This is a genomic window from Aerosakkonema sp. BLCC-F183 (genome assembly GCF_041929145.1).
In the GTDB taxonomy this organism is placed as follows: domain Bacteria; phylum Cyanobacteriota; class Cyanobacteriia; order Cyanobacteriales; family Aerosakkonemataceae; genus Aerosakkonema.
The window spans coordinates 21,365-47,395 of record NZ_JBHFNU010000054.1; the positions used below are offsets into that span (position 1 = coordinate 21,365).

48 protein-coding genes and 1 pseudogene are annotated in these 26,031 nt (G+C 39.3%); 7 read left to right on the top strand and 42 right to left on the bottom strand.

Going from position 1 to position 26,031, the window contains the following annotated elements; translation table 11 throughout:
• Positions 1–35: 35 nt before the first annotated feature.
• The 7 genes from ACE1CD_RS15650 to ACE1CD_RS15680 form a co-directional block, all read right to left on the bottom strand.
• A complete protein-coding gene (locus tag ACE1CD_RS15650) occupies positions 36–260 on the bottom strand; it encodes a hypothetical protein (protein WP_374825317.1) in 225 nt (74 codons plus the stop codon).
• A 314-nt stretch (positions 261–574) separates the two neighbouring features.
• Positions 575–958 carry a hypothetical protein gene (locus ACE1CD_RS15655; RefSeq protein ID WP_374825319.1) on the bottom strand — a complete coding sequence of 128 codons (384 nt, stop codon included), beginning with the start codon at positions 956–958 and terminating at the stop codon, positions 575–577.
• Positions 959–1,051: 93 nt separating this feature from the next.
• Positions 1,052–1,489: a hypothetical protein gene (locus ACE1CD_RS15660; RefSeq protein WP_374825321.1), complete on the bottom strand. Its 438-nt coding sequence runs from the start codon at positions 1,487–1,489 to the stop codon at positions 1,052–1,054.
• A gap of 40 nt (positions 1,490–1,529) precedes the next feature.
• Positions 1,530–1,979, bottom strand: coding sequence for a hypothetical protein (locus tag ACE1CD_RS15665; RefSeq protein WP_374825323.1), 450 nt, complete (start codon positions 1,977–1,979; stop codon positions 1,530–1,532).
• Positions 1,980–2,030: 51 nt separating this feature from the next.
• On the bottom strand, positions 2,031–2,282 hold the full coding sequence (locus tag ACE1CD_RS15670; protein ID WP_374825325.1) for a hypothetical protein: 252 nt from the start codon (positions 2,280–2,282) through the stop codon (positions 2,031–2,033).
• A gap of 61 nt (positions 2,283–2,343) precedes the next feature.
• Positions 2,344–2,703 (bottom strand): hypothetical protein, encoded by a 360-nt coding sequence (locus ACE1CD_RS15675; RefSeq protein ID WP_374825327.1) that lies wholly within the window; start codon positions 2,701–2,703, stop codon positions 2,344–2,346.
• 73 nt (positions 2,704–2,776) lie between these two features.
• Positions 2,777–2,965 (bottom strand): hypothetical protein, encoded by a 189-nt coding sequence (locus tag ACE1CD_RS15680; RefSeq protein ID WP_374825329.1) that lies wholly within the window; start codon positions 2,963–2,965, stop codon positions 2,777–2,779.
• Positions 2,966–3,049: 84 nt separating this feature from the next.
• Here ACE1CD_RS15680 and ACE1CD_RS15685 point away from each other — a divergent pair, with 84 nt between their 5' ends.
• The 5 genes from ACE1CD_RS15685 to ACE1CD_RS15705 are packed head-to-tail and all read left to right on the top strand — an operon-like array spanning position 3,050 to position 9,401.
• Complete coding sequence (locus tag ACE1CD_RS15685; RefSeq protein ID WP_374825331.1) at positions 3,050–4,420, top strand: hypothetical protein; 1,371 nt, start codon at positions 3,050–3,052, stop codon at positions 4,418–4,420.
• A 2-nt stretch (positions 4,421–4,422) separates the two neighbouring features.
• Entirely contained in the window at positions 4,423–7,104 is a 2,682-nt protein-coding gene (locus ACE1CD_RS15690; protein ID WP_374825333.1) for a hypothetical protein, read from the top strand.
• A 50-nt stretch (positions 7,105–7,154) separates the two neighbouring features.
• Entirely contained in the window at positions 7,155–7,739 is a 585-nt protein-coding gene (locus tag ACE1CD_RS15695; protein ID WP_374825335.1) for an HU family DNA-binding protein, read from the top strand.
• Between the two features lie 2 nt (positions 7,740–7,741).
• Positions 7,742–8,602 (top strand): hypothetical protein, encoded by an 861-nt coding sequence (locus ACE1CD_RS15700; RefSeq protein WP_374825337.1) that lies wholly within the window; start codon positions 7,742–7,744, stop codon positions 8,600–8,602.
• A gap of 16 nt (positions 8,603–8,618) precedes the next feature.
• A complete protein-coding gene (locus tag ACE1CD_RS15705) occupies positions 8,619–9,401 on the top strand; it encodes a hypothetical protein (RefSeq protein WP_374825339.1) in 783 nt (260 codons plus the stop codon).
• A gap of 345 nt (positions 9,402–9,746) precedes the next feature.
• Here the strand turns inward: ACE1CD_RS15705 and ACE1CD_RS15710 are convergent, their stop codons facing one another.
• Positions 9,747–10,247 carry a hypothetical protein gene (locus ACE1CD_RS15710; protein WP_374825341.1) on the bottom strand — a complete coding sequence of 167 codons (501 nt, stop codon included), beginning with the start codon at positions 10,245–10,247 and terminating at the stop codon, positions 9,747–9,749.
• A 51-nt stretch (positions 10,248–10,298) separates the two neighbouring features.
• On the bottom strand, positions 10,299–11,153 hold the full coding sequence (locus tag ACE1CD_RS15715) for an RNA ligase family protein (protein ID WP_374825343.1): 855 nt from the start codon (positions 11,151–11,153) through the stop codon (positions 10,299–10,301).
• Positions 11,154–11,307: 154 nt separating this feature from the next.
• Here ACE1CD_RS15715 and ACE1CD_RS15720 point away from each other — a divergent pair, with 154 nt between their 5' ends.
• Positions 11,308–11,541, top strand: a complete 234-nt coding sequence (locus ACE1CD_RS15720; RefSeq protein ID WP_374825345.1) for a hypothetical protein — start codon at positions 11,308–11,310, stop codon at positions 11,539–11,541.
• Positions 11,542–11,574: 33 nt separating this feature from the next.
• Here ACE1CD_RS15720 and ACE1CD_RS15725 read toward each other — a convergent pair whose 3' ends face one another.
• From ACE1CD_RS15725 to ACE1CD_RS15885, 33 genes and pseudogenes are all read right to left on the bottom strand, one after another.
• The gene (locus ACE1CD_RS15725; RefSeq protein WP_374825347.1) at positions 11,575–11,910 is read right to left on the bottom strand and encodes a hypothetical protein; all 336 of its coding nucleotides are present in this window, start codon (positions 11,908–11,910) and stop codon (positions 11,575–11,577) included.
• A 42-nt stretch (positions 11,911–11,952) separates the two neighbouring features.
• Entirely contained in the window at positions 11,953–12,309 is a 357-nt protein-coding gene (locus tag ACE1CD_RS15730; protein WP_374825349.1) for an ArsR family transcriptional regulator, read from the bottom strand.
• 64 nt (positions 12,310–12,373) lie between these two features.
• Positions 12,374–12,787, bottom strand: coding sequence for a hypothetical protein (locus ACE1CD_RS15735; RefSeq protein ID WP_374825351.1), 414 nt, complete (start codon positions 12,785–12,787; stop codon positions 12,374–12,376).
• A gap of 91 nt (positions 12,788–12,878) precedes the next feature.
• The gene (locus ACE1CD_RS15740; protein WP_374825353.1) at positions 12,879–13,445 is read right to left on the bottom strand and encodes an HAD-IIIA family hydrolase; all 567 of its coding nucleotides are present in this window, start codon (positions 13,443–13,445) and stop codon (positions 12,879–12,881) included.
• Between the two features lie 75 nt (positions 13,446–13,520).
• Positions 13,521–13,865: a DUF1257 domain-containing protein gene (locus ACE1CD_RS15745; protein WP_374825355.1), complete on the bottom strand. Its 345-nt coding sequence runs from the start codon at positions 13,863–13,865 to the stop codon at positions 13,521–13,523.
• The gene (locus ACE1CD_RS15750) at positions 13,858–14,082 is read right to left on the bottom strand and encodes a hypothetical protein (protein WP_374825357.1); all 225 of its coding nucleotides are present in this window, start codon (positions 14,080–14,082) and stop codon (positions 13,858–13,860) included. The genes ACE1CD_RS15745 and ACE1CD_RS15750 overlap by 8 nt, the downstream gene beginning before the upstream one ends.
• Positions 14,066–14,236, bottom strand: a complete 171-nt coding sequence (locus ACE1CD_RS15755; RefSeq protein WP_374825359.1) for a hypothetical protein — start codon at positions 14,234–14,236, stop codon at positions 14,066–14,068. Before ACE1CD_RS15755 ends, ACE1CD_RS15750 begins: the two co-directional genes overlap by 17 nt.
• Positions 14,226–14,573, bottom strand: coding sequence for a hypothetical protein (locus ACE1CD_RS15760; protein WP_374825361.1), 348 nt, complete (start codon positions 14,571–14,573; stop codon positions 14,226–14,228). The genes ACE1CD_RS15755 and ACE1CD_RS15760 overlap by 11 nt, the downstream gene beginning before the upstream one ends.
• Positions 14,563–14,772: a hypothetical protein gene (locus ACE1CD_RS15765; RefSeq protein ID WP_374825363.1), complete on the bottom strand. Its 210-nt coding sequence runs from the start codon at positions 14,770–14,772 to the stop codon at positions 14,563–14,565. Before ACE1CD_RS15765 ends, ACE1CD_RS15760 begins: the two co-directional genes overlap by 11 nt.
• Positions 14,773–14,960: 188 nt before the next feature.
• Positions 14,961–15,119, bottom strand: a complete 159-nt coding sequence (locus ACE1CD_RS15770; RefSeq protein ID WP_374825365.1) for a hypothetical protein — start codon at positions 15,117–15,119, stop codon at positions 14,961–14,963.
• 46 nt (positions 15,120–15,165) lie between these two features.
• Entirely contained in the window at positions 15,166–15,366 is a 201-nt protein-coding gene (locus ACE1CD_RS15775) for a DUF2997 domain-containing protein (RefSeq protein WP_374825367.1), read from the bottom strand.
• 101 nt (positions 15,367–15,467) lie between these two features.
• Positions 15,468–15,821, bottom strand: a pseudogene (locus ACE1CD_RS15780) (DUF6876 family protein); the annotation flags it as partial.
• 91 nt (positions 15,822–15,912) lie between these two features.
• Positions 15,913–16,173, bottom strand: coding sequence for a hypothetical protein (locus tag ACE1CD_RS15785; protein ID WP_374825369.1), 261 nt, complete (start codon positions 16,171–16,173; stop codon positions 15,913–15,915).
• Positions 16,170–16,586, bottom strand: coding sequence for a hypothetical protein (locus tag ACE1CD_RS15790; RefSeq protein ID WP_374825371.1), 417 nt, complete (start codon positions 16,584–16,586; stop codon positions 16,170–16,172). Before ACE1CD_RS15790 ends, ACE1CD_RS15785 begins: the two co-directional genes overlap by 4 nt.
• Positions 16,587–16,736: 150 nt before the next feature.
• Positions 16,737–17,324, bottom strand: a complete 588-nt coding sequence (locus ACE1CD_RS15795; RefSeq protein WP_374825373.1) for a GIY-YIG nuclease family protein — start codon at positions 17,322–17,324, stop codon at positions 16,737–16,739.
• A gap of 43 nt (positions 17,325–17,367) precedes the next feature.
• On the bottom strand, positions 17,368–17,658 hold the full coding sequence (locus ACE1CD_RS15800) for a hypothetical protein (protein ID WP_374825375.1): 291 nt from the start codon (positions 17,656–17,658) through the stop codon (positions 17,368–17,370).
• Between the two features lie 79 nt (positions 17,659–17,737).
• Positions 17,738–18,076 (bottom strand): hypothetical protein, encoded by a 339-nt coding sequence (locus ACE1CD_RS15805; RefSeq protein WP_374825377.1) that lies wholly within the window; start codon positions 18,074–18,076, stop codon positions 17,738–17,740.
• Positions 18,077–18,093: 17 nt separating this feature from the next.
• Positions 18,094–18,417 (bottom strand): hypothetical protein, encoded by a 324-nt coding sequence (locus ACE1CD_RS15810; RefSeq protein WP_374825379.1) that lies wholly within the window; start codon positions 18,415–18,417, stop codon positions 18,094–18,096.
• Positions 18,414–18,623 (bottom strand): hypothetical protein, encoded by a 210-nt coding sequence (locus tag ACE1CD_RS15815; protein WP_374825381.1) that lies wholly within the window; start codon positions 18,621–18,623, stop codon positions 18,414–18,416. The genes ACE1CD_RS15810 and ACE1CD_RS15815 overlap by 4 nt, the downstream gene beginning before the upstream one ends.
• A 34-nt stretch (positions 18,624–18,657) precedes the next feature.
• Complete coding sequence (locus tag ACE1CD_RS15820) at positions 18,658–18,915, bottom strand: hypothetical protein (protein WP_374825383.1); 258 nt, start codon at positions 18,913–18,915, stop codon at positions 18,658–18,660.
• Positions 18,916–18,957: 42 nt separating this feature from the next.
• On the bottom strand, positions 18,958–19,170 hold the full coding sequence (locus ACE1CD_RS15825; RefSeq protein WP_374825385.1) for a hypothetical protein: 213 nt from the start codon (positions 19,168–19,170) through the stop codon (positions 18,958–18,960).
• 39 nt (positions 19,171–19,209) lie between these two features.
• Positions 19,210–19,881, bottom strand: coding sequence for an MT-A70 family methyltransferase (locus ACE1CD_RS15830; RefSeq protein ID WP_374825387.1), 672 nt, complete (start codon positions 19,879–19,881; stop codon positions 19,210–19,212).
• A complete protein-coding gene (locus ACE1CD_RS15835; protein WP_374825389.1) occupies positions 19,871–20,080 on the bottom strand; it encodes a hypothetical protein in 210 nt (69 codons plus the stop codon). The genes ACE1CD_RS15830 and ACE1CD_RS15835 overlap by 11 nt, the downstream gene beginning before the upstream one ends.
• Positions 20,070–20,351 (bottom strand): hypothetical protein, encoded by a 282-nt coding sequence (locus ACE1CD_RS15840; RefSeq protein ID WP_374825391.1) that lies wholly within the window; start codon positions 20,349–20,351, stop codon positions 20,070–20,072. The genes ACE1CD_RS15835 and ACE1CD_RS15840 overlap by 11 nt, the downstream gene beginning before the upstream one ends.
• Positions 20,352–20,382: 31 nt before the next feature.
• Complete coding sequence (locus tag ACE1CD_RS15845) at positions 20,383–20,562, bottom strand: hypothetical protein (RefSeq protein WP_374825393.1); 180 nt, start codon at positions 20,560–20,562, stop codon at positions 20,383–20,385.
• A 43-nt stretch (positions 20,563–20,605) separates the two neighbouring features.
• Entirely contained in the window at positions 20,606–20,878 is a 273-nt protein-coding gene (locus ACE1CD_RS15850; RefSeq protein ID WP_374825395.1) for a hypothetical protein, read from the bottom strand.
• A gap of 34 nt (positions 20,879–20,912) precedes the next feature.
• The gene (locus ACE1CD_RS15855; protein WP_374825397.1) at positions 20,913–21,092 is read right to left on the bottom strand and encodes a hypothetical protein; all 180 of its coding nucleotides are present in this window, start codon (positions 21,090–21,092) and stop codon (positions 20,913–20,915) included.
• A gap of 39 nt (positions 21,093–21,131) precedes the next feature.
• A complete protein-coding gene (locus ACE1CD_RS15860; protein WP_374825399.1) occupies positions 21,132–21,461 on the bottom strand; it encodes a DUF6283 family protein in 330 nt (109 codons plus the stop codon).
• A 90-nt stretch (positions 21,462–21,551) separates the two neighbouring features.
• Positions 21,552–21,851, bottom strand: coding sequence for a hypothetical protein (locus tag ACE1CD_RS15865; RefSeq protein ID WP_374825401.1), 300 nt, complete (start codon positions 21,849–21,851; stop codon positions 21,552–21,554).
• 12 nt (positions 21,852–21,863) lie between these two features.
• Positions 21,864–23,408, bottom strand: coding sequence for an AAA family ATPase (locus ACE1CD_RS15870; protein WP_374825403.1), 1,545 nt, complete (start codon positions 23,406–23,408; stop codon positions 21,864–21,866).
• 73 nt (positions 23,409–23,481) lie between these two features.
• A complete protein-coding gene (locus ACE1CD_RS15875) occupies positions 23,482–24,648 on the bottom strand; it encodes a hypothetical protein (protein ID WP_374825405.1) in 1,167 nt (388 codons plus the stop codon).
• Positions 24,649–24,657: 9 nt separating this feature from the next.
• Positions 24,658–25,287: a helix-turn-helix domain-containing protein gene (locus ACE1CD_RS15880; RefSeq protein WP_374825407.1), complete on the bottom strand. Its 630-nt coding sequence runs from the start codon at positions 25,285–25,287 to the stop codon at positions 24,658–24,660.
• 79 nt (positions 25,288–25,366) lie between these two features.
• A complete protein-coding gene (locus ACE1CD_RS15885) occupies positions 25,367–25,687 on the bottom strand; it encodes a helix-turn-helix transcriptional regulator (protein ID WP_374825409.1) in 321 nt (106 codons plus the stop codon).
• 99 nt (positions 25,688–25,786) lie between these two features.
• On the opposite strand from ACE1CD_RS15885, the gene ACE1CD_RS15890 reads away from it, so the two are divergent.
• Positions 25,787–25,966 (top strand): hypothetical protein, encoded by a 180-nt coding sequence (locus tag ACE1CD_RS15890; protein WP_374825411.1) that lies wholly within the window; start codon positions 25,787–25,789, stop codon positions 25,964–25,966.
• Positions 25,967–26,031 lie beyond the last annotated feature (65 nt).

A 26,031-nucleotide genomic window follows, 5' to 3' on the forward strand; every position in this document is an offset into this window, starting at 1 on the left:
CCCCAACATTGCTGCTGGGATATTAATTTTAGATTCTAAAATTCCTCTGGCGGATGGCTTTTCCAATAAACTTCCCAACTAGGAAACATTGGTAAACATCCAAATTCTGCTACTAAGTTATTGACTTCCAACTTAGCAGATGCGATCGCTTTACCCAAGGTATCAAATACTTCACTTCGATACCCTGTTTCTGGCCAGTACCGAAATCCGTTTCCACTTACCCAGAAATGTACTGGAATGGATTCAAATTCGATAATCATAACCAAATCCTCAAAACATCAATTTCAATTCGCGCTAGCGTCCCTTCACGACAATCTAAAAATAAAACCCTAGCTATGAAAGCTAGAGTTTGCCTTTTTTGACTCGATACCAACGCGAACGCAATCTTCATTGCGATCGTCAATATTTTTCAGATTTTGACCAAAGTTTTATTGTTTCAACGCTTCCCCAACCGTGGATGAATAGCAAAGTATAACCAAAGTGAATCCAAATGAATTTCATACCAAATCCTCAAAACATCAGCTTCAATTAGCGCCAGATTAAATAACCCCAGCATTTCTGCTGAGGTTAAAATTCAGTTGACAAAAATTACTTTAGTTTTCTTAACGCGATCGATATTAGCTTTGGTTCCCTTGCTCCTTCCATCCCAGACTGCCAATCCATAATCGGCTATGTAGCACATTTGTTTATCGCGATCGGTATAATTTCCGCTGATTCCGATCGCTGTATAGCCACGTCGATGTCTCGGTTTGCCATTGCCATTGAACAAAGCGTAGTAAACTTGAACTCGACGATATCCTTGGGAGCGTAGGTAATCCAAAACTAGGGTATCAATACCAGGCGCATCACCAATGATTATCTCAAACTTTAATTCAATGATGCGGTTGATGGATTCGATCGCTGCGGCTGGTAATTGTTGAATCGATCGACTACCAGAAATCATTACTATTTTAGACATTGATTTAGCTTGAATTTATCAACTTCAATCGGCGTTAGCGTTCCTCATTAAAACCCCAATTATTGCTGAGGTTTGATACTTTAGATTTTGATGCTAAACGCGAATCAATCTAATTTTGTTAGCTGGCATTCGCTTTAAATTGCGTTCTACGCCTTTGCTGCCATCATGCACAGCCAACATGAAATCTGCTAGCTCACTCATGCGGATATCTTGCAGTGGATATCTGCCAACGTTAACTAAATTATATCCAAAATTAAGTTTTGAGCCAGTTTCATAGACAGTGACATTGGGATAGTTTAGCGATCGCAAGTAAGCCAAAGCTAATCGATCAAATCCCCTGTAATTGCCGATTAAGATTTCGGCATTAAGTCTGCAAATGTTGTCAATCCGTTCTTTAATTTCTGGATTAATATCAAGGGATTTTAGGTTTTCGGTTCCAGTTAGAAATACTTTCATGGTTTCAATTTGCGTTAACTCATCAATTTCATTCCGCGTTAGCGTTATTCTGGCGATAATAAATAACCCCAGCATTGCTGCTGAGGTTTAGTAATTTACTGGTCAAATTCTTCGTTTAGCATGAAGAAATGTCTTCATCACGATCGAACGCAGTATCAATCAAGTTTGTACTTTCAGTTACAGGATCAACGATCGCATAAGCCCGAATCAAACAAACAATAAAGTTGCTCTCACGTCCTACGCCTTCCCACCGCACATTGCCAACAACTCTATGACTGCATTGTTCAAGCCATTCAATGCCGCCATTAGCAGCGATCGCGTTAAATAGCTTAGGGTGCTGCTGAAGTTTAGCAACTATAATTTCGGTCATAATTGCCATATCTTCTCTCAAGTCACCAGTTTTGTAATGCTTATAGGCTGCTTCTGCATCGGCAAAAGCTCTGCCTCTAAATTCAATCGGGTAGTGAAACTTTATTTTCCTCTTGCGAAAGCTTAACTCAGTTGGATTTGTTAGGGCTGCACCTAAAGGCACTTTGGAACCAGACCAAATGTTGATTGGTTGCATACTGTTACTAAATTCATCAATTTTAAACTCAAATTGCGTCAGCAACTACAGCTATTTGCTATTTGTGAAACGGCTGTAACTTTTTACAAGCTGGCGAATTTTAGATTCGTGATTCCCGCAAAAAACCTGGTATTGCTCAACATCCCAAACCAGAGAACTTGCAGCATCATGCACTCGATCGTCCACATATAAATCAAATCCGAATTGCCTTGGTTTTGTTTGAAACTCTACTTCAGCTTCTTCTAAAGCTGCTTTGATATCCTCAAACTGAAACTCAAAGAAACTGCTCACTAGCTTTATCATGTCCTGCCTGTATAACGAATAGCGTTATCTGCTATTGTGGAATAACAGATAACGCAAATTGCTATTTGAGATTAATCAATTCAAGAACGGACTGAGGTGAAAGCCCTCGGACTTTGATTTCAAAAGGAAAGGACTTGACACGCTTGGATTTGCGGGGGATATCTTCTTCACCCTGGAAATAACCACCACGAATCACTGCGCGTTTAAGCCAAGTTTCAGCTTCGTGTTGCGATCGCAATCCAATGTAAGTGATGAAGCTGAGGAACCCTGAAGTTTCGTCTTCGGACTCCTCCCAATTGAATTGGTTGCTAAAAGTACCTGTAATTGAGATGCGATCGCTCAAACTAACAACCAGGTAATTGCCATGTGGTGAAGACTGAATTACTTTACCTTTAATGCCAGCAAAATTGATTGTTTCCATGTTATCATCCAATTGAGAATGTAATGTTTGTTCCGGTCAGAGTTTCCGAAATCGCTCTGACCGTTTGTTTTATTTAGTTTTGTTCGCCGTAACTGTCAAGCCATTCAATTTGCTTGCCTTTGAATTTAATCATTCGCAATAAACCGTCACAACAAACAACTATTAGCTTGTTGTTGAAAATCGAATGAACTCCAACAATTCGACGATCGAGTTTAATTGCGTTAATCTGATCGACAGTTAGACAAATTTGTTCGGATTTCATAAGTAAGTTTACGAAAAACATCAAATCCAAAAAGCGCTAGCGCCTCATGCTAATGTGCTAAAATACTGAAAATTCTCAAAAATCATGGGCTATCAAGATATAATTGACGAAACAAGCGGCTGGCTAGGGAAAGGAGGATTGCCAATTTTAGAAGATGTAGGGGAGGCGATCGAATCTCCAATGAGATGGTTCGAGAGTCAAGATGCAGTGAATTACGTCATGGATGATAATTCAAATATTCCGACTTTGACTAATTCGCTCAAATATCAAAAACCAGACGTTTTAGCATCTACTATAAGCAAATCCGCTGATTCATTCTTGCAAACTGCTTATGGGACAAATAAATGTTTCAATAGTTTAAAACATAAGAATTTGCAAGCAGCCGGAGAAGCGATCGCTGCTAAAACCAGGATGAGCAATCGAGATAAACTCAATTACAGATATGCAGTTAATACATACGATTTTTGGTTAAATTGCCCTGATTTACAAAAGAGATTTAAAGAGAATCCATATCAGGGGAGATTAGCAGATATTAATTCAAGAATTGCTCAAATGCAAGATGATAATAAATCATGGTTGGAACGCATTGTAGATGCAGCTTCAAATGAAGTTGAAGATTTGACTGGAGCAGCTAAATCTAAAGCGAAAAGATTAATAAAAAAATTGTCTAAGTTTTTAGGCCGGTCAATTGGGTCAGTTAATTTTACGAGAAACGCAGGTGAATTGATTTATAAACCTTATACAGATAAGCCTTATACAGAAAGGTTTTTACCTGTAGCATTAGCTGAACCAACAACGATGCAGACGATCGGTGTTGTCACAAATATATCAGGGGCAATAGTAAAAGATTTTTTAATTGCTCCTGTATTACCAGAATTGGGTATAGCATCGGGATCGAGTGTAGGTGCGATCGTTAATGCAACTTCAGGGGTGGTTAGTAAGAATATTGCCTTTACTGGTGGCGCTGAAGTATCAAGATACTTTGCAGGACAAGGGTTGAGACAAGCTACTTCAACTTTGCCTGCAATATGGAATGCTACGGGAACTTTCACAGGTGCATTTGGTTTTTTGATGGCCGCAGCCCCATATATTATTTTGGCTGCTACATTAGTTACACTGGCGATCGAAATGTCCAAAAAAACTGAAGTCGGTCATGTAATATTTATTTTTGGGCGTCGGGAAGGAGCTAATGATTTTGATTTAAATTTTGGTAAATATTCGGGCGGAACTCAGGAACAGCTTTTAGCTAAATTTTTGGAAATGAAACAAGAATTACTTCAAGAAACTGGTAAGGATTATGCTGAAGTTTACGGGTTTAGCTTTGATATTGATAAAAATCATAAATTAGCTATGAATATGTCATCACTCACTCCTTTGCCAATGCCTAAAGAGCAGGCGGAAGAATTTTGGCAAATTATATCTGATTCACCTATTTTTGATTTATTCAAGGACTAAATATGTCAGAAACTTTAATGACAATTTTTAAAAACATTTTCTACAAGGAAGATAGAAGCATTGGAGAACTGAAAACTCTTTCTACATTTTCAGTTTGGGATTGTTACGGTAAAAACTGGTCAGAAAAACCACCAGTAGTATTTAGAAACATCATGCTTTGTGCAATGTATCCAATAGAAATATTTTGTGTAGGCGAAATCGATGAAAATGAGAAAAATCATCGTAGATTAGATGCGTTTAAACCAAATGGAGAAAATAAGCCGTATTTTTTAGATTTGGCATCGGGAGCCAGAACACATGGGAGATTTACTTTTACCCGTGAAAAAACTGTTGGAAAACTTTACTATGGAGAATCGAATAAAGACCAATGGAAGCGCATCATTTACGGTTCAATCGTCCATACCGGATGCAAAAAACTTGTCTACAAACAAATGAAATATGTAGTAGTTGATGATGAAGGAAAAACTCATACAGGTAATCCACTGGATGACAAAATAAATGGAATCCATTGGGAAACAGGCGATTCTCATGCTAAAGCCAGTGGCGAAATAATGAAATTATTGGAAATCTCTACAGTTGATGAAAACGGAAATCAAATAGAAGTTGATTATGAAATTCCAATTCAATTTAGAGCATCACTAAGAGCAACAAAAGACTCACCTGGGTGGGTAGGTAAAGGAACCGTCGCATATAATCCCAAGTGTGATGAAATGGGGATTGATTTGGTAATTCCTCTTTCATCCTTGAAAGGCAACAAACCTGAATTAGGAAATTACGAAGGCAAAATACTGATTGGTACAGTGTTTGAAGCTGAAGAGAGAAATACTAAATTAGGGTGGATGATTTGGCAGTGGTTCGCGTTTGAAACCCTCGAACAAGACAATATTATCAGCAAGCTTATTAGTAAATGCCAAAAATTGAGTGCAGCCTTCAATTCCATTCAGAACTTAGCAGAAATTCTCAGAGTTGACCAAAACGAAGAACAGAAAGAGCTAGAGCAAGCTGGAGAAGAAATATCGAGCGACTCCTACAAAAGTCCAGTTCTGAGAATTATCAAAGCCGATCGCCGTGGTGTCCTTCTACTTCACCCCTATGTGATTGAAAGGGTAAATCAAGGCATTCAGGAAATGTGGATTAATTTTGCTAAATCAGCCGGAGTCCGCTTTTACAGTTTGATGGCGCAGCCCGATGAAAGTTTGGCTCATTATCATGTAGTTCAGCCAGACGGTAATATTGTTGGTCAAAAAGTATTTTGTGCGGGTTCACTTCCAGAAGGTGAATACATTGTTTACTGCAATCCCATGCGACACTGGGGCGATATTCAGCTTTGGGAGAATAAGCACGAAGGAACTTACATAGGGGCAATGGGTACGATCGCAGCACCCAGAAAATTGCTAGCTAGTTTGGGACGGGATACCGATGGGGATTTTATTCAGCTAATCAAATCCAGCAAATATCCAGGGATGAGGGAAACGATCGCCAACTTTGACAAGCCCCCGACAGTTGCTAAATTTCCCAAAGTTGCTTTGCCTGGAAGTCTACAAGAAATTGCCGTTCGATCGATGACTGACCTCACGGGTGTTGTTGCCTCTCTCTTGGGTAGAGCCAGAGCAGCTAATGCCGAAAATATGGTTTTAAATATTCCCCCTGGTGGCGAACAGAAGGAAGCCAAAGAGATGAGAATTATTGAATTTTTATCTCAGGAATTGCAAATCGCTGTAGATTCTCTCAAATCGGCTTATCCAAACAATAAGGAAGGGTTGGACGCTGTTAAGAAATTTCTTGATGGTATTAATGCCCAAGCCCCCTGGTTAAAGGATTTTAAAGACGAGAACTGCTATAAAAACCGCCCTTGTGCAGTTGATGATAATGCGATCGATACAGTTTCCCGTATTGTTCAACTTGTTAACAGTTACTATAAAGTACCTGCTACTTTCCCAGATTCTTCACCAAAAGCTTATCAAAGTGTATTGTTTGGCGATGTTGAGTACACTAAGGAACAATATGATTTTGCCTTATCAGAACGCGAAAGATATGGACAAGCAATGAGCAAGGCTGAGGAAGTCGCCAAAAAAGAAGCAGGCGACGACCAGAATCTAAAAAATCTTCTCACCTCAAAATATAAGAAAGAAATTGCAAACAACTTCAGAACGGAGAAAGAACTTATTTACGACAAAACAAATTCTCAAGGCAACAAATATTCAACAGAATCCTGGGTGGCTGCTTATTGGAAGGCTGCACATCAGGCAAAAACAGGAACAGCAGGAATAGTATTTTCTATTTTCGTAGATGAAATTATTGAGAAGTTAGAAAAAATAGACGAAAAAATTACCTACAAAGTAATTGAAGTTTTTGCCGTTCAATACAGTGATCTCAAAAAAATTATTTGGACTGGTCAAAGACTTCAAATAAGGTTTATGTTTCAATTGAAGGCTGGCAAGGAAAGGCTGTGTGCTGAGGTAAAGGGCGGGAACACGCCCAATTTTATCTATTTGGGAATTGTTGCAATCAAAAGTTTGCCTGGTGTTGTGCCAGGAGAAACAAGGATTATGAGAGTAATTACCAACAGAGTAAAAAATGATGATTGCGTAAACGTAAAACTTTTCGATAAGGATACTAAGTACCACCCGGACATACAAGACTACCTAGATTACCCATTAAATGAGTTGCTCTGGCCAGAATAATTAATTTAGTGTCATAATTTAATAAGTCATTTCCAATTTAAGGCTCGGTTATGAATTCCGCAATGCTAGATTATTTGCAAAAAAATACAGGCTACAGTGAACCAACTGTAAGTAATGTAGTTGAAGGGTTTTTGAAATTTATTCAAGTTTCACTTCGACAAGGGAATGAAGTCAAAATTGAAAAATTTGGCAACTTCTATACGAAAGATTTGCCAGAACGCCAGGGACGAAACCCTCGGACTGGAGAAGAAATCACGATCGCAGCCAAAAGAAAACCTGATTTCAAATTTAGTAAAACTTTTATCGAATCAATTCAACCGGATGGAGCGATCGAAACACCAGAAACACTAAAGCCAGCATTGGAAATGCCAACAGGCGAATATACTCCAAGCCCCGAATACGTACAAGCATTGAATCAATTAGGTGTTAGAAAAACACCGCCACCAGTACCAAATTCTTTAATCGGTTCAAATAAACCTTGGTTTGTCAGTATCAATGGTCAGACCCAAGAATTTATGGAGCGGGATTTGCCATCTGTCGCCACTTCAGAAACTCCAGTATGGTCTGAAGAAACCGGGTGGCGTTTTGTTAAAGATATTCCAGCCCTTTCTTACTTATTCAATAAAGCAGCTTAATTATGCCAGCAGGAAAGTTAGGCTTTACCGCAGCCGAATATCAAATTAGAGAAAACGGGACCTGGATAACCCAAAAGGTTGGGGTAGTGCGATCGAATGGAACTGATGGCGCAGTCAGCGTCAGAGTCACGAATTCCAGTTCAGCTACTCCAGGCAGAGCAACTCGAAAAGTTGATTTTATAGCTGATAATCCAGCTACATCCACCGGAACCAGTCAGTTACTTTCATGGGCTGCCGGTGAAAGCGGAATAAAATATTGTGACTTCACCATCACTAATGATGACTTGGTAGAAGGAAATGAATTTATTCCGCTTTCCCTTGGTACTTACAAAGGTGACGTATCGCCAGGGGAAATCATTCAAGCAAATCTAATCATCATTGATGATGATTCTCCCATCCCAGCACATCGTTGGAACGGGACTGCTTTGCAATTCCAAAATCCCGATGGCACCTGGGGTGATGCTCTAGACCTCAAAGGCCAAGGTGCTGATTCTAACTCTGGCATCAGCGAAAAAACGATTCGTGCTGAGTTGGATATCAACGCTTATGGAAACTCGACGATTGACCTGACAGAAAAACTGCTGTCAATTCATCAATTAACTGCTTCATCACCGACCCGGATTAGGGGATATCTGTCTACTGAGACTAGAAAATCCGATCGCTCGCGTCCAACTTACTTATATCCAGACATGAGCGAATCACCGGGAATTCTATTTGATGTAGTTCTGGGAGTAGAACAAACGAGTCTGAGTTTGAAACTATGTCCGCAAGTGCTAGTTTCCAAACAACCTGTATTTGTGGCAGTAGATAATTTATTGCCGCAAAGCCAAAAAATTAATTTGTCGATCGTTGGAATAGCTTGAAAGCACAAGGAGTAATATGCCAGTCAAACGTACTGAAAACATCGTTGTAGATGTTTGGAATGCTGACAAATTTAGAGCCGCGTTGGTATCGGCTTTAATTGCATTAGGATACAAGCAAGTAGCTGGTTCGGGGAATGACTTAATATTTTCGATCGCTGCGCCACTTTCCAAACCACCAAAAGATCAAGCTTATTTGAGAGTTCTAGTTGAGCAGCTATCAGTAACAAATATCAGAACTCAGGTTTGGCAAGGCGACGGGGTAAATCAAAATACTCTGCTTAATTCAGCCCCGATCATGGTAGAAGCAGTCGGAAATGCAAATATTATTGGCTATGGTTCTGGTGAATCTTTCCCCATTAAATTTGTTGCCTTTGACTCCGCAGAAGTTAAGCTAGTTTGTTGGATGCGATCGGATAATCAACAAAGCATCGGTAATGCTGGCTTTATATTCCCATCCATGAAAAGTGAATCCTGGCCAGATAATTCGTTATTTGCATTTGCCGCAACGCACGTTGATTTTGGAGCATTACGCTGCTTACCAGGCAATCCTTATGGACCTGGTTGGCAAGATTTTAGCCCCTATCATGAAGGATTCCCAAACAATGTAAACTTTGGTGGAAATCGGGACATACTCAAGAGACTGATTGTTTCAAGAGAAGGCGGTATTGCAGGCCAAACCAGTCCTGATATTGGGATTTTGGCAGCAGGCGGCATGGGGCAATTAGCTGAATATGAATCTGGTGGCGAAGTTTGGGTGAATATTCGTAATGCTCGATCGCTAGCCTTTCGAGTTGCTTAGGAGGTAACAATTCCCTTTTTAGGGAATTGAGAATTGAAACAAACAAACAAACAAACAGAAGAACAAAATGATTTGCGATCGCGAAGCAGTCTTTAAACCAAAAACTACAAAACCATCCCCACCGATCGAAAAACCTAATCTTCAGTGGGACACATGGGACTATCAATGGTATCAATCTCCAAAAAATCGCCAGTCTAATTTTGTGAGATATCCATATCCACACGGTCAAATTTATCCACGTTGAGCCAACTAAAATTTGCAGAAGTTACTCACCTCAGCAATGGGGTGTTTTTTTGACCAAAAAAAATGGGCTATTTGCCCACTTTTTTACCGCTCGCATTTGAATTAGGTTTGAATTAGTAGAGATTGAGCAAACACAGTTTGACCATCTGCGGACGTACCTATAATAAACATACCAGTATAGGGATCACTGGCATCTTCTACATAACAGACCTTTGGCGAGTTTAGTTGTTTGAAAGCAGAATAAAGCTGGATGTAATATTCTGTTGCTTCTGCTGCCGATTCCAAGCTCTCGATCGTTAGCGTTCCCTCTAAAATTGAATTTGATTTTCCTTCTAATTGAAGTAAACTGCTTGTCACCAGAGGTTTAAAAACTTCGTCCAGTGTTTTTGTGACAATCGTTCGTTCCGGAGCTTTATATCCTTCTATCTGTTCTGCTTTTTTTCTGGCCGAAGCATCTAAAGCAAGGATTTTTTTCTCATCCAGAGGAACTTTTGCACGTTTTACTGCCAGTGGCGAATCTCCTTCAGATTCACCCCAAAAATTATAGTCTGCAACTATTGTCTTGAGAAGTTTTGATGCGATCGCTCCTGTTAGTTCTGTCATAAAAACCTTTGACTAATTTGAAACTATTTTAACAAATTAACTTAAGTTACGTCAATTTTTGGGAGCCAATATTTCTGGTAGAAGTTTAGAAAATACAGGAAGTCTTAAACTAGAGTTTGAACTTACACCCATGTAAATTATTTCGGCTTTTCGATCGCGATAAGTATTCTGTTTATTCCAAAATTCCTGCCGTTCAGCATCAGTAAATCCTGTACCAACTTTGGCAGTTACGATCGCTCCATTAACTGTGCCTTCAACAAATAATTTACCAAGTGATTTGGAATATTTACCAGAACCCTTAACAAAACCTTTAATTGTAAATTCAGATTTCTCGAAATTCTTGACTTTGAGTAAATTATTCGATCGCCCAAAACTATAAGCTATATTTGGGTGTCTAAGTACAGTTCCTTCACTAGAAGCGCCGGAATCTTTATTAAGTTGATTTTGGGCTTGAATGGCTACTGGATTATTGAGAATCTGAGCGTATGGAATCACAACTACTGCGGTTTGGCTAGGGATGGCTTGAGCGATCGCTTGAATCATCTCTTCTGTAGAAGTCCAAACCTTTGAATCTGAGTATAAAGCGAATACATGAAACTGAACCCGGTGTTTCTGATTAATATCGTAGTCTTTTCGATCGCGCACTATCCCTGAGATAATATCAAATTTTTCTCCAGGAATGTATAATTCACCATCAATTACTTGGTATCCAAGTGCAGCAATTTGTTGGCATACAAATTCTATATGTTCCAAACCTACATATTTAGTCTTTTGACTGCGACTTATTAAACCTTGACCAGCAATATACAATCCACGCACACCATCTAATTTCGGATTTGCCCACCAGGAATTAACACCATAATTTTTGGTGGGGCTGTAGGTGTTTGCTAATTGGAGATTAAACATAAATTCGTTTAGAATGAATTCACATAATTCTAGTTTATTTGACAAATTTTAGCAAATTTATTAAACTTACATAAGTAGGTATTTGCATCAAATTTAACAGCAAATTGGCTGACAAATTTGTAGATACCTAACTATCAAATTAAAAGGAAGAAAAATGGAACAAATTGTAGAACAAATTAAGCAAGCGATCGCTGGAGCAGTTGCCCTAATTAAATCGCAGAAGGACACGATCGCAGAGTTAAAGGGTAAACTAGCTGAAATTTCCGAAGAGTACGCTCAATTCCAACAAGATGAAGCTGCTGAAGACGCTGCCGCTGATGCAATGATGGAACAACTTGAGCAAATTGCTGAAAACCTATCTAATGTGGTTTCTGAGGCTCAAGGCTAATTTACAAGCCCAGGCATCAAGCTTGGGCTTAAGTTAAATTTCTATGAGTCTATTAAAGCAATAATCCACCACGCCAACTAAATCGCCAATAAACAAAATTTTATTATCTTTATTCATTAAATAATATTGAGATGTTGTTCCAACTCTAATAACGGAGCAACTAAAAATTGCTGCTAATTGTTGTGCTTCAAGAAGGCTGTAAGATTTCTTGCGAACGATCGCATAAATTTGCTTCCATCTAGCTAACCAGTTATCAAGTTTTTGGATTGAGTCATTCAAGCTTGATTGAAATACATAAACTTTTTCGTAATTGGCTAACCAATTGGTGAGTGCTTGAACAGAATTAGTTAGTTCTTTTTGAATATCCATAGTTATTGATTTATTGTAAAAAGGGGCATAATGCCCCTTAGTTTATTCTAACTCTTCAAGAAGTTTAGTCAACTTTTTCTTAAGATCAGATTTTCTGGCAAGTTTTCTGGGTCTGCCAGTTTCAGCAAAAGCTGTTTTATCAGTTAGCGTTAGCGGGTATCCACCATCTAGTAAAGCATTGAGCTTTTGAGTAACTGTTGATATTGAAATATCAAGTTCGATCGCAATCTCCTCAAAAGTCATTGGCCGATCGGCTATCAAGTCCAACATCTCCAATGTGTTCTGAATTCCCTTAGACAACATTGGTTTTAACCATTGTCGTTCCGATTCGTCTAAATCTTGGTATTTGGCAATTGCGATCGCCAAATCTTTCAGTTTTTCCCTGTAAGCGTCTTCCATTGTTTACTCCGAGTATCAAAAATATTAGCAAAAAGTTAAACCCCATTTCTGGGGCATGAACTTATTAGAACCAGCGAATGTGATTGAAAATTGCTACTTTTTCAACAACTTTCACTTTTTTAAACTTGTCTGGCTCGTCTGCGATCGGTTCAAACTTTTCAATTTCTTTCTCTGCCGATGCGCGAACGCTATGGGCGAATAACGGCTTTACGGACTCAGGCCACCGTTGAGCTAGTAACCAGGCAAACTTTGGACTGCCGCAAGGTAACAGAACTGCGCTATAGTTCAGTGCCAATACAATTAATTGATCTGCTGCTTCAACAAGCTTGCTATCATCATCTGGTGTGTTGGCCAAAAATTCCGCAAGTTCCGGTGCGATCATTTTCAACTCCACAATTTCAGCATTTTCAAAATTAGCCACAAGTTCAGTACGTTGAGCAGCGGTTAAGTTATGGATTAGCGTTTTGAGAATTCGCATTTGTTTTGTCTCCTGATTTTTGCTGATAATTCAATTTTAAAGGAGCATGGAAAGCCCCTTTTCTAGAATCCAATTCCAAAAAGCGTAAGCATTAAATCGCCAAAAACTTAAGCAGAGTTTCTTTATCAATATTGGCGATCGTTCGCTCATGAATACCTGGATTAAATTTATCCAGCATAATATCTGCCCAAATGAAATTGATGCCTGAAGATTTGGCGCACTCAAAATCTTCAGTTCGATCGCCTACCATCCAATTATTTTGTTTGTCATAAGCCCCATTCTTACTTATGACAATCATTATTATACCTGAATGTGGCTTTCTGAAATTGAATTCACACTCGTGAATTATTTTAGTGTCCTTCCTGTTAACCCAATAACATTTTCGTCCTTCAAAGTCTGGACAGAAATAGATTTCCTTCAGTTCTGGGAAAAGCTCTAAAGTAATTTGTTGTTCTTTGATGGCATCCTCAATTGTTTTATGTCCAGCCGCAACGCCACCTTGATTAGTGATGCCAATACATTGGTAGCCGCGATCGCTGAAATATTTTACCGCTTTTTCTGCGCCTGGTATTGGTTGTTGATCATCTGGATTATTGATAAATGTTGATCCAGATTTTGTTTGCCGCAGCGTTCCATCTAAGTCGAAAAAGAATATCATTTGTTTATCTCCGTTACACTTCGCGCATTTTCACCGATCGCTTGATTAAATAGCGATCGGTTTCATTTTATGTATCTACTGCCATTTTCCAGCAATAATCTTCACCACACCATTCTCCAAGCTTTGTGACTCAATTTCAAATCCTTGAGACTGAAGAACTGCTAGTATATTTTCCCGCGCATACCAAGGAAGTAATTGTTCCATGAAGTATTTTGCATCGCGCTTACTGCCGTCACGAGTGAGAAATTCAAATTCCCCTGATTCAGTCATCTTGAATCCAAAGTCATATCCACCTTGATAACTTTGTTGTCTCCGAATAACAAAATCTGCTATCTTGCTATTGCCGAACGGATCGTGAATAGCGCTATCCTGTTCTAAATATGCTCCAGATAAAATACCGTTAAGTTCAGAATCAATCATTTGTTGAAGGACTTTCTGAAGAACTATTGGATTCTTGAGGGTTGTCTGGATATGTGTTAGGTGACTCATGGGATTCAATTCCTTCAATAGTATTGTGATACCCGCAGTCGGGGCAGATTTTGAAATTACCAATTAATGAACGGCGATCGGCAATCGACCACCAAGCATCGCACCGATCGCAGCGATAGTGAAATAAACATTCAAGATGAACTATCATCTTTTGGCAAAATTGATGAAAGTGGACGACTAAAATAACGAAACCAGTCAATAATTTTAGAAGTGCATTCGGGACATTCATAAGTTCTGCCGGGTGGCAAATCATTACTACAATTAGGCATTTTGCATTGTTCTCGCGTCATCTTACTCTTCATAGTTATCTCCTGAAAAAATATTTGGATTGTAATCTGATGTACCAGCAATAGTTAATTGACGTTTGGGTAATTCCCAGCTTTTTTCTGGTGCAGGCTGATTGTTTAATCCAAATGCGATCGCTACTTCCTTAGTTGTAGGAGTAATGCAATAAACACTTGATGGGTTGTAAAATTGCGTCGCCGCAACTTCGCCAGCTTTATTAAAGGTATCAAGTCTGATGTAAGCCATTGAAGCGATCGTTTGCTCCTTAATATACCCGCCAAGCTTTCGATGACCCATAATTTCAATAATTACGAACCCTTCAAAATTTCCTTCTGACTTAGTGTTAGTTTCCATTGGTTTTTCCAGTGTATTTGTTTATTGGGCGACCACGGGTTTTACATTCAAAGTAGCTTCTGAATATTTTCTCTTCAGCTACCCATTGATTTAATTTGTTTCTGATTCCTCGTAGGGAGCTATCGGGGAAGTGTTGAGCTATTTCTGTTGCGCTTGCAGGTAATAAAGAAATAACTTCTTCAAATTCTATCTGTTTCATGGTAAGGACTTCAAATGATTTAGAAATTCAAGCAGTTGCTCGTCATTTAATTGGCTACGAGAGCGTTTACCATAAGTTTTGATTAAATGCTCTCTACCTTGTTGTACCGTCCAGCCCACTCTCTGCATTTCTGCATTTATGTGGTAAATGGTATTTGTAAACTCAATTTCTCTCATAGTTATGTGATGTCAGTTTGAATTTGAGTTGAAGTAATCTTCTTCCTGTTGGCCAATCGGGTAAGTTTCTTCATGGTATTTACCAGTATTTTGATTCTGCTGACAAATCCAAATCGCAGCAATTACCGAAGCCAGACTAAAAGCGCTTAAGATAAGTTTTCTGTTTGCCATTGACTTGACTCAAAACTATTTTGATTATAAGGCAAACAGATTCAGCTTATACTTGACTCCAAAGGGTTTCAGAGCCAGTGCAATCAACTAATTGATTATATTCAGGAAGAAGTTCTTGCGATCGCACCTCACCCATTGCTTTTTCGAGTCCTTTGGTAACAGCAGTACAGTTCGTTCCAGAAGCAATAACTTTTTCGGTTACATTGCCATTTTTATCGATCGTAAATTCAACTTTATAGTATTGCATCACTTCACCTTAAGCTAATTCTATTTTACATTAATTGCTGACATTAAACATTAATACTTGTAAAGTAATCACTAACAATAGCAATTACCTTACTTCAAAGATTAATGTTCGCTTGGAAGTATCAAAACCCCCCTTTCAAAGTAAAGCTGAATTTCAGGCAAAGGGAAATCAGTGTATGGAATTTGTTGACTAACTGCTGGTTTAACGCCTTTATTTGGCGTATCTTCCCAACAAGTCAAAACAGCCATATTTGGTGATTTAGGTTTGATGAATTCATGTCCATCACCAACAATTAGTATCCAACTTTGGAAGTCACCTAACATTGGATTTCTCGAAAGTTGAGGTTGATAAGAAGCGATCGCATCAATCAACCAAAAAGCACCTGCATTCTCAGCTAAAAATCTGATTCCGTCTGTGTATTGAACTCCAAAAAACGGATGCTTGTAGTAATATTCAGTTCCAGTGAATTAACTTAATTGTGATTTCAGTTCTTCTGCTGTCAACATTTTAGCTCAAATTAAACATCAATCTCAAAAAGCGATAGCATCATTCAGTCCATTCAGCTTTTTTGATTGAGTTTTCTGGGTATGAATTCAAGCAATTGTAAGTATCAAATCGAATTCGATACCACCAACGGCAATCATTGTGAGGAAAAACATCTAGCGGACGGTAATCAACTCCGTAAACTAAGCCAAACTTATTTTCAACTTCTACGCGATCGCCAAACCAGAATTTAGGCGATCGCTTACCTTCTGGCTTAATGCTTAAATTTAATTCAAGGGGGATTAAGATTAGTGGTGCTTTCATTTATTCCTCACTTTTTTATTTGATGGATTTTCAAGAAGCCAATCGTTAATAGCTGCAAGAAACCAAGCTGCAACAGATTGATTTTTGGAAAGAAATTTGGCTGCATAAGGCTGGCCGCTTGGGGATAAACACCATTTAATGAAATCGCCAATAAAAACACGCTGAAATCCATTTTCTTCTTTGTATACTGGCAATCCATTAGCAACCCAAGCACTGAAACTGAAAGCATTATTTTCGCTAAGTCCAAGTGCTTTTAGTAATTGTGATCGAGTCATCCAGCCATTGCTTGAATCATATCTGGATTGACCTAAACGTTCAAGTCTTGCTATCAATGCTGCCTTAGTTCGTTTAGGCCATTTTTTACTGGTTGCGATCGTATTATATTCACGTTCAAGGTTTGGTGCAGATGCCATCGAAATCAAAGTTTCATCCTCTTCTGTCGTCCATTGAGGACGACGGGAAGCACCTTCAGAAAAGAGGCGATTGCATGAACCACATCTAAATTTAGGTTTGCCTCGTGATACACCAGCTTTAGATAAAATTTGACTTTTGCAGTGGACAATTCATAGTGCCTCCATAAATTTTATTGCTGATTCAGAAAGCTCGAACCATTCACCCTGGCGTCGATATGGTTTAAATTTTTGGTGAAGTGTCGTTTCAACTGCGATCGCATCATGGCATTGAATCAATTTCACGACTGACAGCGGTTGACTATTCATTGTTTGAAGCTGACGAAGACGGCGATCGATATTAGTTGTCCGACCAATTTTGTACAGATTACTCTGACCTGCGCGAATCACATACACAATGCCATCACGGGCATTTTGCTTGGGTTGAGAGTCAAATTTACAATTGGTAATTTGATTGATGCGTTGTTGGTTCAAATGAATAGCGATCGCACCACTCAAAAGTTTCTCTGGATCTGTGGGGTGCGTCATTTGAATTAAATCAAGTTCCTTCAATAGTTCAAGAGAATGTTTCACATCTGAAGTTAAATGATTAACCAAATCGGAAAGCGATCGATAGCTGGTAAGAATTGGATTCTGCTGTTTATTGATTAGTTCTGCTAGCAAACAACAAGCTAAATGATCGCAGTAGATAACATCCACATCAACTCTTACCAAGTACTTGTACCAAGATTGAGGAATCATGAAATTAATAAACTCATCAATCTCCGCAAGCGAAAGCACTCAATCACAAATCTTTATTGTAATTACCTGCCTTAATTATTTTTTTTATGGCTGACTGTTCAAAAGCTATATTCATATTTTGAATAGCTGCTCCTAAACAGTAATAACCAAATTTTATTTCGGCACAAACCACCAAATATTGAAATTGATTCTTTTGGGGAGCCAACTTTTGACTTTCTTCAAAATGAGTATATGATTCATAAACTAATTTCTCAAGTTCTTTGAATCTTTTAAAAGCTGAATTTAGTTTATCCACAGCATTTGTCATTTCTTCGATCGCATTTGATTTTTCCATTTATTTCACCTCATTGATTGATGAATTAATTGTTCTCAAAATTAATTCTTGATAAAAAGCTTGAGCAACATTTAATAGTTTAATTTTCATTTAAATTTACCAATTTTAAAAAACAGTTAGGGATTGAATACTCTAAATATTGATTTTTGAACAAATGCAATCGAAGAAACTCATGAAGCACATTTTCTACGAATGTAGCTTGATATGGATTAATTTGATGTGTGATTCTGAGAAATTCGCTGCATTTACCTTGGCGTTGAAAATCAGGATACACTTCAATTGTAGCAATATCCAAAACTTGAATCAAATTACCAGCGTAGTAACGATGTGATTTCCTGAGATAGACTTGCATAAATTCATCAGTAAGCCATTGATTTCTGACTGAGGAGTCCAGAAAATCTTTAAGTTGGTTAAGCATTTGAACTCCTCAAATAGTTAATTAATGAAATCAATATCGTGCAAATAAACTGGAAAGACAGCTTTAGTTAAATCAAGTGGCTGCGGTTCAGTTTGCTGACGAATTTGCTCAATCCAATTGCGATGGACTTCAAATAATTCACAAAAGCAGTGGATGAACCAATCATAGTTGCGATCGCGCACATCGAGTCGGTCGTTTTCAATTTTCGACAATTCGCAAAAATCGAATTTAACTGCAAATCGATTTGCCATCAATTCAGCTAATTCCCGTTGGCTCAACCCCTGACTTTTTCTGGCAGAAACAACAATTCTGCCTAATGTAATTTTGCACATCTGATTCATAATTTGTTGAGAGTACTTTCGAGATGATTGGTTAGTAGCTTTGCTGTAATTGCAATACTTTCGTAAAAGCGTTCCAACCAATGCAAGTAGATAAATTGACTTAGATACCAGTTGAGACAGTGAATAAATTGAGCCAATGTAATTAAGATGTTGATGAGTAGGATTAGCATCTCAATTCTGGCGATCGAAAACAATATCTTAAGCATGATTTATGGTGGGAGCGACCCACCAATACGCTATTTAAATTCCCCAATTATCATTGCAATTCCAACAATCTAAATCGTCAAATTCCATTTCTTCGCCGCAAGCTAGACAGCAAGATTTAATAAAAACTGAACCTTCTTCGATTTCGACTTCTGATTGAATTGGAGCATCAGGAAGAACAATACCGATCGCTGAAGGAAGATGATTTTTGATGAATTCAATTTGCGAATCTTTATCTCCATCAATATCTGTGGAGATATTTACAACTAGCTCAAGTTTGAATTTAAAATCCATTGGTTTACCTCAAACATCAAAACCTAAAAGCGAAAGCATTAGTTATCTGACATCAGAAATACCAGGATGGGATTCTGATAATTCGTCAGAATTTGGATGAACCTGTAGCTCACTCTCGCTTACATACTTCTTTACCCCACTTTCAAATTGAATGAAATAAGATGCGCCATTGTGCTTACCAAAACATCGATCGACAACAAATGCTGTTTGGTTTTGGTAGATTACAACTTCGTATCCAAACTTCCAGATAGCCATTTTTACTTCAAAAAACATCAAAACTTGAAAGCGTAAGCGTTAGCTAACTTCAGCACCCCAGACTTGCCAATCTGGTCGTTGTTCACGAGCAAATAATTCAATTCGATTTGCCTCCGGCAGGCTGTCGCCAACGCCACCTAAGCAGTTACCCAATTTATTAGCGATCGTCCAGAATTCATCAGGTTTGCGTGAATGCTGACCCCGTGGTGCAAAGATTACGTTGGGAATATTGGTCAAACCATGACTTGTGAAACTGCCTGGATTGCCTTTGGTAGCAACTAGAAAGTGTTCTGTACAATTACGCCCGTAATGCCCGATACCTATATGAGGGTGCGGATTTTCCTCTGTGGATTTCTTAGTTGTCTTCACCCAAGTAAAAATTGACTTGTAGGCAAAACCCCATTTTTCCAGACATCGGAAACCTAGCGGCAAATGATTGTTTGTTACCCACAGTAATAAGTAGGCATCACTGGCAGTGATCGCACCAATTGGTAGATTCAGAATTGCCTCGTCACTCATATTTGGATATGGGCATCGTCCCCGATGAGTTACGTCAGTTTCACGCAGGTTGTATGACCAGGGGGGATCGGCGACTATCAACTTATAGTCACTGCCGTGAATTGGTGGCAGATCTGGAAGTAACTCGAGAGCAATCGATAATTTCAGTTGACCGATGCGATCGTTGGTTTTGTACTTTCCTTTAGTTTCCATCAGAGATTTCCACCCTCAAAACTTTTTGGGAATTTCCAATTGCATAACTTTCTCTGGTAGCGTGGTGTTGATGGAGTGGGAATTCCTCAAACCATTCTTTCAAAATTTCTTCTACACTTCGCCCATCAAGAGACTTGCTTGCGCGTATCGGCAGCAAATAGACTTGTGTTGAAGTTACAGTAATTCGTTTAAACTTCATCAGATGCTCCCAGTAAGCTTTTTACTCGTTCGTACTCGGCGTTGTCCAAGTCAGAGAAATCTAATTTGTATTTCCTCAAGAACAATGCTCCGTAGCGATCGCAAACCTCAATTGTTGGTTCTTGACAACCAGGGGAAATATACCAATTGCCAACAGGTTCAGGTGAAAGCATATTTTCGGGAATGTATGGACATCCATAATAAATGAACCCATCATTTACGAGCGCATTAGCGGTGCGATCGTTAATAAGCCAAACAGGTACTTGTTTCAAAATGAAGGCAGTAGCGAACTGCCCTTAACGCTTACTTGTTTAACAGAATGGTCAGTATTACTGCTGTAAATGCACCAGTAACAACACCAACGACAACGCTAACCTTGATGGCCTTTAGTGTTAGCCGCTGGTAATTACGATTAAGTTCTTTGGTTTGATATTGCCAAAATCTTTCCTGGTAATTTTCGATTAAAAAATCTTTATCCTGCATAATTACTGACTCCAGAAAACATCAACTTCTAAAAGCGCAAGCATTAGCTTTGAAAAGCCTGTTCAACTTTTTCATCTAATGCAAATGCCATGATAGCGATCGCTTCCCTATCCGCAGCTTCATTGTTTTGTCCTAACAGTGAATCAAGTTGAATGATATTAGAAAATAAATCTAATGCCATTTGTCTAGCATTGGAATTATTTTCTTTACATTCCGCCCAAATAATTGAAGCAAAAGCCCAATTATTTATGGTCTCTTTTGGCCCTGATTCAGTTTGAATGATTTCAAATTTTGAGAGCGGGTGAAATTGAGTCATAATGTTGGTGGGTAGCGAACCCACCAAAACGCTATTAGAGACTTTCTAGGATTGTATCAATTCGACAACAAGCATCATCAAAAGCATCATCTTCTGACGAAAACCCATCTACTTGATGTTTGCTTTGGAAGCAGTTTTCTATAGTAAAGCTGTAAGTTCCATCAGGTTGTGGAATTACAGTAATTGAGTAGCCGTAGTATTTAAGTTCAGACATGATAGAAACCTCAAAAGTCAGTTTCAAGTTGCGCTAGCATTATTCAAAAGTTTCGTCAAAACTTCGCTTTTGTTCACCATCAAGAACAATCTTAATGCTGGAACCGATCATCTTCAGTCTTAAAGGAATATTGTTGCCAACACCCAATTGGTTGTGGAGCCAGCCAACGCAGTATTGTTCATCGTTATCCTTTGAATAGTGGCAAGCCATTGCTTTGATTTTGATGTCGTTAATCCGAGACAAGTTACCGTCACTTTCAGCGATCGTATCTGATAATTTTTCGTGGAGGCTGCGATTGTAATTGGGGATATCAGAGCATTTAGCCTCTTTCTTCCAAGGACAAGTTTTGCATTGTTGTAGAGTAGTCATTTGTTGTTGGCGGTAGCGAACCGCCAATTATGCTATTTATTTACTCCAGCCTGCATTTAGATCAAAAGGCATTTTAAATAGGTTTGCAAGCTATTCAAGCCTAAATCCTTCAGATTCTTTTTCAGTTTCAAGTATCAAAGCTTTAATGCGATCGACTTCTGATTCAAGCATTGTGCGATCGCAATTTTCTGGCAATTCCTTAAAGAAAAGTTGACCTTCGCAAACAGCATCTAATCCAAGCTCCTGATAAGCTCCGCCAATAAGCCAATCACCTGCCGATTCTGCACAATTGCCCAAAAATAGAAATTGCTTTTCACAGTAACGGAATCCATGTTTTCGCAGGACACCCGCTACATATTGAGCCTTTGGTGATAAATTTGGTTGTTTCATTATGTTTGCTCCTCAAGAATCAACTTCTAAAAGCGCAAGCATCTGTTTGGATTCACTGCTATTGTCTTGAAAGGAAGCAGATTTAGCACCGCTCCGAACAGCCCAAGATTTGAGCAATTCAATTTGACGTTGAGCGATTCGAGACAAGGGAACACAAGAGGCGATCGCATCCAGTAAATCGCCCATCGTAAATTCTTCGTTGCGACTGAACCCGTTTTGCATGGCTTCATAAATAACTTGTTCAATCTCAGCGCCAGAGAAATCTTTAGAGCGATTAGCCAATAATTCAAAATCAAAATCAGTACGATTAGGACGTAATCGGCTGAGATGAACTTTAAAGATTTGCGATCGCTCTTGTTGATTGGGTAAATCCACCCAAAATAATTCATCAAGTCTGCCCTTCCGAATTAATTCAGCAGGCAACAAATCAACATTATTGGCAGTCGCAACCACAAACACGGGAGCGGTTTTCTCTTGCATCCAGGTCAACAATGTGGCAAAGACTCTGCGACTGGTTCCTGAATCTCCGTTGGATTGGTCATTGGAGAACGATTTTTCGATTTCATCTATGAAGAGGCAACACGGGCTAATAGCTTCAGCCAACTTAATTACTTGCCGTACCCGTGACTCGCTTTCACCCACAATGCCACCAAATAGCCGCCCAACATCAAGGCGCAACAGTGGTAGTTTCCATTCTTGTGCGATCGTTTTAGCGCTCAGAGATTTACCAGTTCCCTGAATCCCAGCCAACAAAACACCCTTTGGACTTGGTAAACCATAAGCCCGTGCAGCATCAGTAAATGAATGCGATCGAACTCTTACCCAAGCTTTCAAATTCTCCAAACCGCCAACTGCTTCAAGACCAGACTGAACGGGAATAAATTCGAGAATGCCCGTCTCCCGAATAGTTTGCCGCTTTTGGTCGATGACAGCATCGATGCTGGTTTCATCAACTTTTCCTGACTTGGCCAGACACTTCGCTAGCACCCGCGTCATACGGCAGCGAGTCAAACCCTGACAAGCTTTGAGCAGTTGTTCCCGATGTTCCGACGATACCTTTAATTTCTTGCCAACCAAGCGATCGACCAGTTCAGATATCTCCTCGATGCTGGGAAGCTCAAAGTCTACAACTGTCGTTTCTTCGCGGAGTTCAGCAGGTAGTCTGAGTTGGTCTGACAGGATGACTAAACAACGGCGATCGCGTGCCATCTCTCGTGCCAGATTTTTTATCTCCCTCACCAACGGCAATTGACCTGCGGTAATTTGACCATTTCCACCGGGCGCAATCAAACACCCTAAGTCTTTCATCACAAAAATTGTTGGCTGGTCTTTAGGAGATTTTGCAATCCTCAAAAGTGCATTCATTGGATTGCCTTTATCTGCACCTTCCTTGTCACTCCAACCTCTTGCAAAATCGTAAAAGTAGATTTGAGCTTTTCGATTTTGAGCAATAGTTAAAAATTCTTCTTCTACTGTTTCTTCCTCAGCGGCTACTACATAGAGAAGTGGAAACCGCGCAGCCAACATTAATTCGATTTCTGACTTGATTTCTGGCATAATTAACCTTGTCCCTGATCGATGCGATTCCCAATAGCAATTCCTGCGTTATGCTATTGGGAATATCAAAACATTATTTGCTACTTGCTACTGGTACTTTGCCGTTTTTTTTGGCAGTTGACTGGAATCCAGAAAGCTGAGATCTAAGTAGCTCAAGTTCCTGTTCAAGCGATCGATTCAATGCTTCCAAATCATCAACTTTTTGCTCAAGAACTGTATTGGTGAAAGAATCAGACTTTTGAGCCAATTGTGATTGTAATTCAGCTAATTCTTTGGCCAAACTTTCATTAGCTGCTTGCAAACCTTCCACATCTACATCAACCTCCAAAGCTGAAGTAGATTTCTGTTGTGCTTGTAAGCGTGTAATAGTTTCGTTAGCTTCTTTAAGCTGATTTTTTAATTGGTCTAATTGACTCTCCAAAACCTGCTTTTCACCAACTTGAGCCTGTAACTTTTGGACTTGTTCATGCTGGCTGGAAATCTCACGTTCGCGGGCTTCAAGCTGACCAGTTAATCGAGAAATTTCACCGCTGCGATCGCGTTCCTTAGCTTCAAAATCAGCCAATTCAGTCAACCGCTTTTCAGCCACAGCTAGTTTACCAACCAACTCATTACGCTCCTGATAAAGAGAATCCAACTGTTGGCGGAAATTATCTGAATCAGCCAACTGCTGTTTATTCAGATTCATGTATGCTTCACGCAGTTCATTGCGTTGGCGTTCATATTCACCCTTGTAGAAATTCAACTCAAGCTGCAACTGTGGAAAATCTTTCAGTTGACGTTGCATCAAGTCGTTTTCAGAAGCAAGTGTTTTCATGCGATCGCCTGCAACCGATGTATCAGCCTTTTGGTAAGCAAGCCGATATGTTGCGATCGCCATCTGCTTTGTTACCGTCAGATATTCTTCAGGAATATCAGTTTCCTCAAGTAATCCATCATCAGACGCTTCCAGAATTGCTGAAACTAAATCTTTCTCGTTCTTGCCTTGTTTCAGATTCGACAAATTCTCAGCACGCCATTCCTTGAGTAGTTGGCAAACAGTGTCTGCTGAACCACCAATACCATAGATGTGTTTCAGCGCTGCTTGAACCGATCGCGTTACTACACCTAATCTATTTTTCTGAAGTACAGCGCAAGCTAAATCAACCATTTGGCGGTTGATGCTGGTGTGTTGTTGATTAGAATCTATGTCAAATCCTTGTAAATCAAGCGTTGTAAATGTTGTTGGTAGTTTAGCCATCATTCACCTCTACAGATTTTCTAAACGATTAGCGATCGCACGAAGCAATGAAGCCAAATGATTTGGTGCTATGGAATCTATTGACTCAAGTAGTCTTTCAATCCCTGTTTTTGAAGCTGTGCCATTAAGATAATCAAGTAATTCCTGTAAGGTTTCTCCACGCAATTTAGCGATCGGAACCAAATTTTCTATGCGTGGTGATGATTCCTTTTGCTCCCAGGCTAGAATTGTTGGGTGAGAGACACCTAAATCTTCTGCTATCTCTCGGTAGCTTTTATCTCCTTTTAGCTCTATAATTAACCGAGAAAATTTTTCTTTGAAGTTCGGGCTTTTTGTATCAACAACTAAGGGATTGTTATGCTTATTTAGAGGTGGACGATACTTCGCAATAAACTGAGCTTCGATCGCCTCCAAATAACTGGCCTCAGTAATTGGCAACCAACTTATTCTGCAATCATTAAGTTCTTGATACTTTGGATGTCCAGCCCACCGAATCTTTAAATTTATAGTTGACCCAATATATTGAATCTGATCATCTGAGTCAATTACAAAATAAATGCAGGCTATTTCTGGTAATTTCTTTCTTTCACCCAATGGAATCGAATCTAATCCCATTGGATTTACTAGATCCTCAATCATGAACTAACCTTTTCGCTTTCCTATTTTAGGATAGCACGCTTTACGTAAATATGTAAATGCACCAACAAATAAATTTTTGTTAAGAGCCGAGACGATCCGCGATCGCACGCAGAACAATAGCAAGCTGCTCATGCGAAAGTCCAGCAATCTGGTTTAGCAAGCGCTCCAACGGATCGCGACGCTTTGCGCCGTTGAGATAGCTCAAGAATTCATCCAAGGTTTCGCCTCGCATCTGGGCAATAAGCTCAAGGCTTTCGCGCTTTGGTGTATTCTTGCAGGTTTCCCAGCCGATAATTGTTGGCCTACTCACACCAACAATTTTTGAAAATTCCTCTCGATCGCGATCGCCTCGCAAAACCTTGACAGCCTCAGCAAATCTTTTTCTGGCTTCTTCATCCATAGTTGCACCTACCCTTAACACCTTTTACTTCAACAAAACTTTACTAGACATGAATCCGTAAATACGTTACTATGTAAACGTAACTACGTATTCAAGAAGATGGACAAGCTGAAAAGAACGATTTGCCTATCAGATGAAGTTGATATGGAATTGAGATTGCGATCGGCTTCTTCCCGCAAGCCAGCTTCAACACTAATTGAAGAAGCTCTCAAGCAATTCTTCTTTAACAACAGTGTGCCTCCGACAATCCAATCAAAAACAAACAAAGATGTGGCCTAGAGGCTTAACACATACAGCAAACACTCGCCACAAAAGTCAGCAAAAACATTTACGTGGCCTAGAGG